Genomic DNA, 10,459 nt, shown 5'->3' with positions numbered 1-10,459 from the left:
CCGTGTGGAGCAATTGGAGTCAATGTGATGCAGCCTCTTTATTCTTCTCTAGTTTGTTGTAGTCTATCCCATAGGAATTAATAACTCCGATATAAATTGGGACAAGGGATACAGCTTTTATTTTAGCGATTGTTGAATTGATGGTCGCCTGTTACGGTATGGGCAGAAACAGAGTATATGTATCCGGTTTTTATGGGGCAGGTAATAATTGCCGCCGGAAGCAAGTCTTTCAAATTATCAAGAATTAAGTAGCAAACCTATGGGAACAATTAATTTACTTCGATACTTTCGTTTGATTTCGAGTGTATCTTTAGTCTTTCTATCTATCACCGCTTATTCGCAGGTCAGTACACCTAAGCCCCCATTGATGGGTTGGGCCAGCTGGAACAATTATTCTTTTAACATCAGTGAATCTGTCATTAAGGGCCAGGCCGATGCCATGGTTTCATCAGGATTATCTGCAGCGGGTTACAAATACATAAACATAGACGATGGATATTTTAAAAACCGCAATAATGACGGTTCTCTTGGTATAGATGCAGCCAAATTTCCCAATGGAATGAAAGTGGTGGCCGACTATATCCATTCCAAAGGATTAAAGGCAGGTATTTATACAGATGCAGGCTCTAATACCTGTGGATATACATATGTGGGACAAGCAGGTGGGTTAGGGGCGGGGATTTACAATCATGACCAGATCGACGCCAATCTGTTTTTTAAGACCTGGGGTTACGACTTCTTAAAGGTAGATTATTGTGGAGCAGGTGTGCAGGGCTTGGATGAAAAAACGCGCTATACTGCTATAAAGAATGCTATTTTGAATACGGGTCGCACAGATGTAAACTACAATGTATGCCGCTGGCAGTTTCCCGGGACTTGGGTAACGTCGGTTGCAGACTCTTGGCGAATTTCTAATGATATCAATAATACATGGGGAGCCGTTACCAGAATCATTGACAACAATTATTACCTGGCGCCTTATTGCAGCAAAGGACATTACAATGACATGGACATGCTGGAGGTAGGAAGGGGCATGACGATGGAGGAAGACAAAAGCCATTTCAGCATGTGGTGCATCATGTCTTCTCCTTTGCTATTGGGAAATGACATGACTCGTATGTCTACACAAACCAAAACTATACTCACCAATACAGAGGTGATAGCCGTAAATCAGGACACAACAGGGTTGCAGGCTCACATAGTAACCGATAATGGAAATGGATTGCAGGTATGGGCTAAGAACCTGAACGGAAGGCAAAGTCTGGAGCGGGCGGTTGTGTTGTTCAATCGAACAGGAGCTACAGCCACAATGACAATAAAGTGGAAAGACCTGAATTTGTTAGGCGCTGCCAAGGTACGAGACCTTTGGACGCATATTGATTTAGGCACAAAAGATTCCATGTATTCAGTTTCAGTACCTTCTCATGGAGTGGTCATGCTCAAAGTGGTGGGGTCCAAATCCAAATTGCAGGAAACATTTGAAGCCGAATATGCTTGGTTGAACAACTACAATCTAACCCAAAATAACAATGTCCTTGCAAACCAAGCTAGACCAGTCGTTGATGGCTCTTCTTCCGGGGGAGCAAAAGCCAGCTACATAGGCAACCGTGCAGACAATTACATGGAATTTAGAGATGTGTATGCAAGCGTAACAGGGAAATACACATTGACGCTTACTTTTCTGAGTGGTGAAAACCGGAATGTCACAATGAGTGTCAACGGGAAAGACACACTTTTGACCAATTTAAATTCGGGAAGTTTTTCTGCATCCAAAAATGCAAGCTACACCATCCAATTGAAAAAGGACTATAACACTATACGCTTTTCAAACACATCGGGATGGGCACCAGATGTGGACAAAATACACATAGACTTAAACAAATATGGAAACTCAAGTATAAATGCGGCATTTACCGCTCTCGCAAATAATGCTTCCTTCGTGACAGGAGACGCAATTAATCTTACAGTAAATGCGACCACCACAAGCGGAAGCATCAGTAATGTCAAATTCTATAATGGCAGCACGCTTTTGTCTACCGACAACTCGGCTCCTTACAGCTTTGGCTGGACAAATGTTCCTGCGGGCAAGTATATTGTAACAGCGGTGGCCACCGATAATCAAGGGAATACCGCTGAAGCCACTATAAATATTAAGGTGACTGTTCCCCAAGGGCCTTACAACGGATTGGCGCATCCCATTCCGGGAACAATCCAAGTGGAGGAATATGACTTGGGGGGCAATGGGACAGCCTATTTTGATGACAGCCCAGGAAGCGAAGTGCCCGTGGGTTTCCGTGCAGATGAGGATGTGGACTTGGAAGCTTGCACCGATGTGGGGGGAGGTTATAACCTTGGCTATGCCACTTCGGGTGAATGGCTGGAATATACAATAGATGTATTGGCAACCGGATTTTACAAACTGGACTTGCGCGTTGCTTGCAACGGGGACGGACGAAAATTCTCTTTCGCTATAGACGGTAACAACATGGCAACAGATGTCGCCATCCCGAATACTGGGGGTTGGCAAACCTGGACAACCACCTCGGTAGACGATGTACCACTTACGGTGGGGCAGCACATTCTACGGTTGTCCATTGGATCAACAAGCTATGTAAACATCAACTACTTTACTTTTAGTGCTCTCATTACTGGAATGGACGAAAGCTCTTCTTCTATCTACCCAACAGTCATTCCAAACCCTTTTGAGAACAGCTTTATGCTGACCTATCATGGTAAATTCAATTACAATATAGTTGATCTTGCGGGTAGGCTGATGCTTCAAGGGACTGCCGAGGAGCCGGTGTCAGTGGGAGAAGAATTGCAAAACGGTGTCTATTTGCTTCAAGTAATTAGCAATGGTAGAAGCCATTTTTCGAAGATCCATAAAAAATAACCTCAAGTATCATGAAAAAAATAAGCTTGTTTTTAACATCGGTAGGGCTCTTTCTTTTGACTATTCTTGGCCATGCTCAAGCTCCCGGTGATCTAACCTTATGGTACAGCAAAGATGCTGCTGACGTATTTACCGATGCCTTGCCAATAGGAAATGGTCGTTTGGGTGGAATGGTGTACGGGATTGTGGCAAAAGATGTCATTGGTTTAAATGAAGGTACTGTTTGGAGCGGGTACCCCGGGAACAACAATAAATCAGGAGCAGCTAATTCACTCGCCACTGCGCGAAGCCAGATTTTTGCAGGCAACTACACAGCAGCCGATGCTACTGTTTCCAACATGATAGGCTCTGGACAAGAAAGATTCTTGCCGGTTGGCAACCTGTATTTGACATTCCCGGGGCATGTCGCTACCAACTATTACAGGGAGCTCGATCTTAAAACTGCCATTGCAAAAACTACTTATACCTATAATGGAGTGAACTATACCCGGGAGTATTTTGCAAGCTATCCGGATCAGGTAATGGCGGTTCGCCTAACAGCCAGCCAAACAGGTAAAATTTCATTTTCTGTGAACATGGATTCTCAGCAAACTCCTGTAACAAATTCTAATGAAGGTAACAATATACTTATTTTGAATGGACAGGCAGATGCTATCAAATTTCAAAACCGTGTAAAAGTAGAAAATGAAGGTGGGACAATTTCCGCAAATAGCACTAGCATAACAGTAACCGGAGCCAATAGCGCAACGATCTATCTGACTATCTGTACCAATTACAATGCATATAATAATGTGAGTGGAGACCAAGTTGCGAATGCGACAAAAGTTATCAATGCTATTAACGGAAAAACATATACTCAATTATTAAAAAATCACCTTCAGGATTATCAGGCCTTATTCAACAGAGTAGACCTCCATCTGGGTACGCCAAATGCTACTGCTACACAAAGTACAGACAAACGCGTCGCAGGTTTTGCCACAACGAAGGACCCAAGTTTGATAAGATTGCATTATCAATTTGGGCGCTATTTGATGATTTCTTGTTCAAGACATGGAAGTCAGCCTGCGAACTTACAAGGAATTTGGAACAGAGACATGTATCCTTCTTGGGGAAGTAAGTACACAACTAATATCAACTTCCAGATGAACTATTGGATGACAGAAACGGGAAACTTGCCCGAATGTGCCACTCCAATGATAGAGAAAACCAAGTCCTTAGTTGCTCCTGGACAACAATCAGCTCTGGCTCATTGGGGAGTGAATGCGGGTTGGGTATTACACCATAACACCGATTTATGGAATAGAACAGCTCCAATTGATGGAGCATGGGGGCATTGGCCAACTGGAGGAGCATGGCTCTGCTATAACCTTTGGGAACATTATCAATTCGAAAGAAATAACACTTATTTAACCGAGGTATATCCCACGATGAAGGGGGCAGCCCAGTTCTTTTTGAATAGTATGGTGACAGAACCTGTGAGTGGAAACGGTTATTTAGTGACATGCCCGAGTTCTTCTCCAGAAATACAACATGGTCCCTACTGGACTTGTTTTGCTCCCACCATGGACATCCAGATCATTAGAGATTTGTTTAATTCTACCATTAAAGCCTCTGAAATCTTGAACCTTGACGCTACTTTACGCACTCAGCTAAAGGCTGCTATCGCCAAATTACCCCCTCATAAAGTCGGTAAATATGGTCAGTTGCAAGAGTGGTTTGATGATTGGGACAACCCAAATGACAAGAATCGACACATTTCCCACCTTTATGGCTTGTATCCGAGTAACCAGATTTCAGTAAGAGGCACTCCTACTTTGTACAATGCTGCGAAAATCACCTTGGCTGAACGAGGGGATGATGCTACTGGCTGGTCATTGGCTTGGAAAATTAACTTCTGGGCTCGAATGGAAGACGGAAATCACGCCTTTAAATTGATCCAATTGTTATTGACGCCTGATAAGACGTATAATAACTTGTTCGATGCCCACCCTCCATTCCAGATAGATGGCAATTTTGGAGCTGTATCAGGAATTAACGAGATGCTGTTGCAAAGCCAGAATAATGAACTACAATTCTTGCCTGCCTTGCCGTCGGCTTGGCCAACAGGCTATATCAAAGGACTAAGGGCCAGAAAAGGATTTTTGGTTGACGACATAACATGGAACAGTGGGAAGCTGACCCAAACAACTGTCACCTCGCTCTTAGGTGATACACTTCGTGTGAGGTATGGAAATATTACCAAAACCTATTTGACAAAACCTGGTGAAAAATATGTGCTTGATGCTTCACTCAACATAAAAGGAGACAACAATAGTACAATGCCTTTCGGAGGCACTCCCTGGCCTATTCCCGGTAAAATAGAAGCTGAAGATTATGACATAGGAGGTGAGGGAATAGCTTTTCATGAGGCAAATACCAGCGGCAACCAAGGTGGCGCGAATTATAGAAACGATGAAGTGGATGTCGAAATGACCAGGGACGTGGACGGAACTTACAATGTCGGCTACATTCTAAATGGGGAGTGGCTGGAATACACCGTCAATGTCGGGACAACTGATAAGTATAATTTGTTACTAAGAGTGGCAACAGACGGAACAGGTAAAACCATGCATGCTGAAATGGACGGGCAGGACATAACGGGTGCCGTGAGTATCCCTAATACGGGTGGGTTTCAAACATGGCAGACAGTCACTATTCCAAATCTGTCCCTTACCTCAGGGAAGCATACTTTACGACTTGTCTTTGATGCAGATTACTTCAACCTCAATTACGTGAGATTTGACAATGCGATAGTCACTTCGCTCGAAGAAAGTGATTTGGAAACAGATGCCAACCTTGTCTATCCCAATCCTTTCGATCATTTCTTCACAATGGATTTGGAAGGCGAATACAATTACCAATTGCTTGACGTTGCGGGGCGTGAAATCACAAGAGGAAAAGCTATTGGCAGAACAACGCTAAGCCCAGATGTACAGCAAGGCATTTATTTTCTAGTGCTGAGTGGATCGAAAGGGAACAAGATTATGAAACTAAACAAACGATAAACTTAAAGCTCTGTTAATTCATCCATGTATCAGTTGTTTACTGGAGTTTTCATAAAGAAGATAGCGTTTTATTTATGCTAGTGCTTTTTATATGGATTGCATCGATGGGCCAAATGTTCTCCACTTCATAGAAAACGGCTAATGCCATGTCCTTTGGTTGGGATATTGGCAATACAAACGTGGCACAAATTATTGAGCATAGCAGTAGTCAGAAGGTAATTAAAAATATGAGGTAGTAAAATCAGATATCTTTCAAAAGTTAGCAACCATAATAGGCTTTTCAACTCAAAGGGGCTATCATGTCCTGGCTATTTAGCAGTGTGAGCTTTGAGAAGGTAGTAATGACTCCTTTGGTTTTTATAGTAAAAGACAAGGTTCGGGGATTTGTTAAATTCCCGAACCTTGTCTTTTAACCTGAGTATAATTAAAATTTTTTATACTATCTTGATCTTTTTGATAAATGACTAAAATGGTTTAGAGGACCTAATACCATAAATTTTATCTGGAGCTTGCAATTCGTTGAACCAGTTTTTTACCACCTGAAGTATAAAGACTAAGTATATAAATTCCATTATTTAACCCGCTAAAATAAATCTGATTTTCGTTTGAAATTCCTGAAAGAATCATTTTGCCAGACATATCAGTAAGTTCGTATTTTTCGATTTTTCCAATACTTAAGTTTGAGATGTCTATTGAATTTTCAGAAAGCATTATGGTAGTTCCAGGGTTATCAGCTTGTTCCTTGATAGAAGTCACTACTGCTGTTTTTGTCTTCAGGAAAAAAGTAACCATTCTCTGCAGATTAGCTTGTACATCATTTACACCAGGTCCATGCTGGCCATTTGGGACTAATACAAATTCGCTTTCTACACCTGCTTTTGTCAGAGCTGTATTAAGAAACTGCCCCTGGCAATATGGAACCACATTGTCCTTGTCTCCATGAAAAATCAGGAATGGAGGATCTGTTGGATCTACATAGGTTATAGGACCTAAAAGTGCAAGCTTGTCCAAGTTAGATGGTAGTGGTCCTCCTATTATATCAGACTCCGGAGAATTCCCTGATTTATATGTATTACAACCTTCCATTTTGAAAAAATCTATAGGGCCAAACCAATCGCAAACAGCATCCACAGAACTATTATATTGGGTATAATTACCTAAAGTCCCCTCTATATTCATGGTAACAGCTCCCACTGTGTAATCTATTATGTTATTAGTTGTTCCTGCTAAAGACGCCAGATGTCCTCCGGATGAGCTTCCACTGATGCCAATAAAAGTTGTATCAAATTTAAACTCTGTGCTTTTGCCTCTGATAAATCTAATTACAGCTTTAATATCATTTATCTGAGCAGGAAATTTCGCATCGCTACTTGATCGATGGTTTGGAGTCACTACTGCAAAGCCAGCATCAAGTAATGCGGCACCTATAGTGTTCATGTCAGCTCCTTTGGAGTTATTGCTATACCAGGCACTGCCATATATGTATACCACCACAGGGTATTTGTCCTTAACTGTTTTAGGTAAATATATGTCTAGGTTATGGTACCCTTTACCGTCTCCAGCATAATTTATATCAGACCATTTTTGTGAGTATTGCTGGCCATAACAGTCAAGGTTGAAGAATAAAAATGCCAATAGAATAAGTTTTTTCATATTCCGGTTTTTTTAAGTGATTAAATGAGTTGAAGAGATGGCTACACTTGTTTGCCGGAAAAGTAAACAGGAAATATTTTTTATGAAGAGAATTATTGTCTTATACAATCAATGATTAAGATTGTGAGCATCACTTGTATGGATATTCTTTTTATAATCAACATTCTTTCAGAAGTAAATTTCTTTAGCTAAAAATTCAGTATATCCACTGAGATTAATTTTGGCTAACAATCCCCGCCAAACAGGCATTGCAGTATCTTCATATTAAAATATTATTTTAATAAATATATCTATCTTAAAAATCCCCTAAGCTTTATAGAAAAAAAATGTTTACTTTTTTTTCATAAGTGTGTACTGCCAGAGTTTTGTTTATAGTTAGTAGGCGGAATTTCCCATTCCTGCTTTAAATTATTTTTCATGATCTGGAAAATCAGGTTATGAATTGAGAATCTATATGCTTTTATAAACCATTAAAAATTTCCCAAAATTTAAACAGATTAGCTTATGAAGAATCTTTTTCCCAGAAAAATTAATTTGCTAAGGGGATTACTATTGGTGCTTGCACTATGCACCTATAGGAATACCCAGGCACAGGATCTCTGTAATGAAACCGGACAGGGAGCTTATTTTACAGGAGTTTACAGGAACATGTTCAAAGAACTTCTGAATAAAAATGACACTGAAATCAATACCAAGGTTAACAATGCCTTTCAACAGATTTTCCACGGAAACTCAAATCAGCAGTTATATTATGAAGTAGGTCAGGACATGGCTTATATTCTGGATGTAGCCAATAATGATGTTCGTTCAGAAGGGATGTCTTACGGATTGATGATTTGTGTTCAGCTCGATAAACAGACTGAATTTAACAAGATATGGAAATGGGCTAAAACCTATATGCATCATACCTCCGGAAACCTTGATGGATACTTTAGATGGTCACTAAATACAAGTGGAAGTGCGAAAGACAATAATCCAGCTCCAGATGGAGAAGCGTATTTTGTAACAGCCTTGTTCTTTGCCGCCAACCGTTGGGGTAATGGAACAGGAATTTACAATTATTATGCTGAAGCCCAATCTATATTAAATAAAATACAGAGCAAAACAGGTGCAGGTGGTATCAATAATCTGTTCAATGCCAATTCAAAATTAATCACATTTGGACCTAATTCAGGGTCGTACGATTATACTGACCCTTCTTATAACTTACCTGCTTTTTGGGAATTGTGGTCTCGTTGGTCAACAACAAACAAAACATTTTGGGCTCAGACGCCAGCAGCTGCAAGGAAGTTGCTTCGCGATGCATCTCATTCCAGCTCCGGCTTAACTACTGACTACTCTAACTTTGACGGAACTCCTAAAACGACGTCTTTCAATGGAGATAGTCATAAATTTATGTATGACGCTTGGCGTTCTATTATGAATATAGGCATGGACTACCATTGGTTCAAGGCAGACGCTCAACAGCCGGTGATCGCTGAGCGCTATCTTACTTTCTTTAAAAACCAGGGAGCCAACTACAATAGTCATTACGACTGGAATGGCTCCAATGGAAATGGAGGACAATCCGGTGGTCTTGTTGCCTGTAATGCGGTAGCATCTCTGGCCACCTCTAATACAGCGCTTTCTACACCTTTCGTGCAAGCATTCTGGAACATGGCAATTCCTAGTGGGCAATGGAGATACTATGACGGTATGCTGTATATGCTTGCCTTATTGAATGTTTCTGGAAATTTCAAAGTTTGGAAGCCAGCATGTGCTAATCCTTGCGCTACTCCAGCTCCGGTAGTTACAGCTACTTTATCATATGAGCTAGGTGATGCCGCTACTGCATTGACAGCATCGGGTACAAGCCTTAAGTGGTATACGGTAGCGACTGACGGTACTCCACTGACTTCTGCTCCTGTACCAAATACATCAGCTCCTGGAAGTGTGACATATTATGTATCCCAAACATTAAATGGATGCGAAGGTCCAAGAGCTGCTATTACTGTTACCGTTACCTATACCTACAAAATCTTTAATACAAACATAGCACCGATAATAGATGGGACTATAGATGAGGTATGGAATGATCCTCTTATCGAATCTATCAGCGCTACTAAAATTCTTACCGGAACTATTTCTAACAGTAACGATTTAAGCGGTACTGCTAAAATAATGTGGGATAATACAAATGTATATGTTTTGGCTATTGTAACGGACAATGTAAAAACCAACGACAGTCCTAACAGCTATGAAGATGACGCAGTAGAATTTTACTTCGATATAAATAATGATAAAGCTAAAGCATATGGAGCTAACGATGTGCAATATTCATTTGGATGGAATGACGGCGGTGTGGTAGGGGCATTACCCTCAGGAAGGTCAATCGAAGGAATTTCCTTTAACAGCGTAGGCACCTCAAACGGATATATCGTTGAGGCCAGTATTCCATGGAGTACTTTGCAGGGTACGCCAGTCAAAGGTCAGAACATTGGTATTGACTTTATGATCAATGATGATGACGACGGTAGTGGAAGGGATAAAAAACTGTCATGGAATGCTGCTGAAGATAATGCATGGCAAGATCCTTCCCTTTTTGGAACTGCGGTTCTGGCAGAAAGGGTTATAACAAGCGTACAGAATAGCAGTCAACTTAATATCGCCATATATCCAAACCCTGCAGAAGAATTTATCCAGGTCCAAGGATTGCAGGGGAATTTTGGATACACCATTTTGGATAATTCAGGCAGAACGCTCCAGCAAGGCAGAAGCGAAGGTCAAATTAAAATAGGTGATCTGAGCTCCGGGATATATGCTCTGATGATTCAGCAAGAGGGCTTAAATAGTGTAGTGAAGGTAGTGGTTAAATAATGTTTAAATTATA

At 41.0% G+C, this 10,459-nt stretch carries 4 protein-coding genes; 3 read left to right on the top strand and 1 reads right to left on the bottom strand.

Going from position 1 to position 10,459, the window contains the following annotated elements; translation table 11 throughout:
- The first annotated feature begins 367 nt into the window (after positions 1-367).
- Together K350_RS30720 and K350_RS27165 are read left to right on the top strand one after the other, a co-directional pair.
- Complete coding sequence (locus K350_RS30720; protein ID WP_051312829.1) at positions 368-2,893, top strand: carbohydrate-binding protein; 2,526 nt, start codon at positions 368-370, stop codon at positions 2,891-2,893.
- A gap of 11 nt (positions 2,894-2,904) precedes the next feature.
- Positions 2,905-5,937 carry a glycosyl hydrolase family 95 catalytic domain-containing protein gene (locus K350_RS27165; RefSeq protein WP_051312828.1) on the top strand — a complete coding sequence of 1,011 codons (3,033 nt, stop codon included), beginning with the start codon at positions 2,905-2,907 and terminating at the stop codon, positions 5,935-5,937.
- Between the two features lie 498 nt (positions 5,938-6,435).
- On the opposite strand, the gene K350_RS27160 is transcribed toward K350_RS27165, so the two are convergent.
- Positions 6,436-7,590, bottom strand: a complete 1,155-nt coding sequence (locus K350_RS27160; protein WP_162144124.1) for a prolyl oligopeptidase family serine peptidase — start codon at positions 7,588-7,590, stop codon at positions 6,436-6,438.
- 504 nt (positions 7,591-8,094) lie between these two features.
- Here K350_RS27160 and K350_RS30715 point away from each other — a divergent pair.
- On the top strand, positions 8,095-10,446 hold the full coding sequence (locus K350_RS30715; RefSeq protein WP_051312827.1) for a glycosyl hydrolase family 8: 2,352 nt from the start codon (positions 8,095-8,097) through the stop codon (positions 10,444-10,446).
- Positions 10,447-10,459: the final 13 nt, after the last annotated feature.

The sequence above is a fragment of the Sporocytophaga myxococcoides DSM 11118 genome, assembly GCF_000426725.1.
Classification (GTDB): Bacteria; Bacteroidota; Bacteroidia; order Cytophagales; family Cytophagaceae; genus Sporocytophaga; species Sporocytophaga myxococcoides.
The sequence above is the reverse complement of the archived record's forward strand: the minus strand, read 5'-3'. Positions and strand labels throughout refer to the sequence as shown.

Coding starts and splice junctions, on each gene's coding strand:
- K350_RS27160 (WP_162144124.1), bottom strand. CDS start 7,590: ATGAAAAAACTTATTCTATTGGCATTTTTATTCTTCAACCTTGACTGT.
- K350_RS30715 (WP_051312827.1), top strand. CDS start 8,095: ATGAAGAATCTTTTTCCCAGAAAAATTAATTTGCTAAGGGGATTACTA.
- K350_RS27165 (WP_051312828.1), top strand. CDS start 2,905: ATGAAAAAAATAAGCTTGTTTTTAACATCGGTAGGGCTCTTTCTTTTG.
- K350_RS30720 (WP_051312829.1), top strand. CDS start 368: ATGGGTTGGGCCAGCTGGAACAATTATTCTTTTAACATCAGTGAATCT.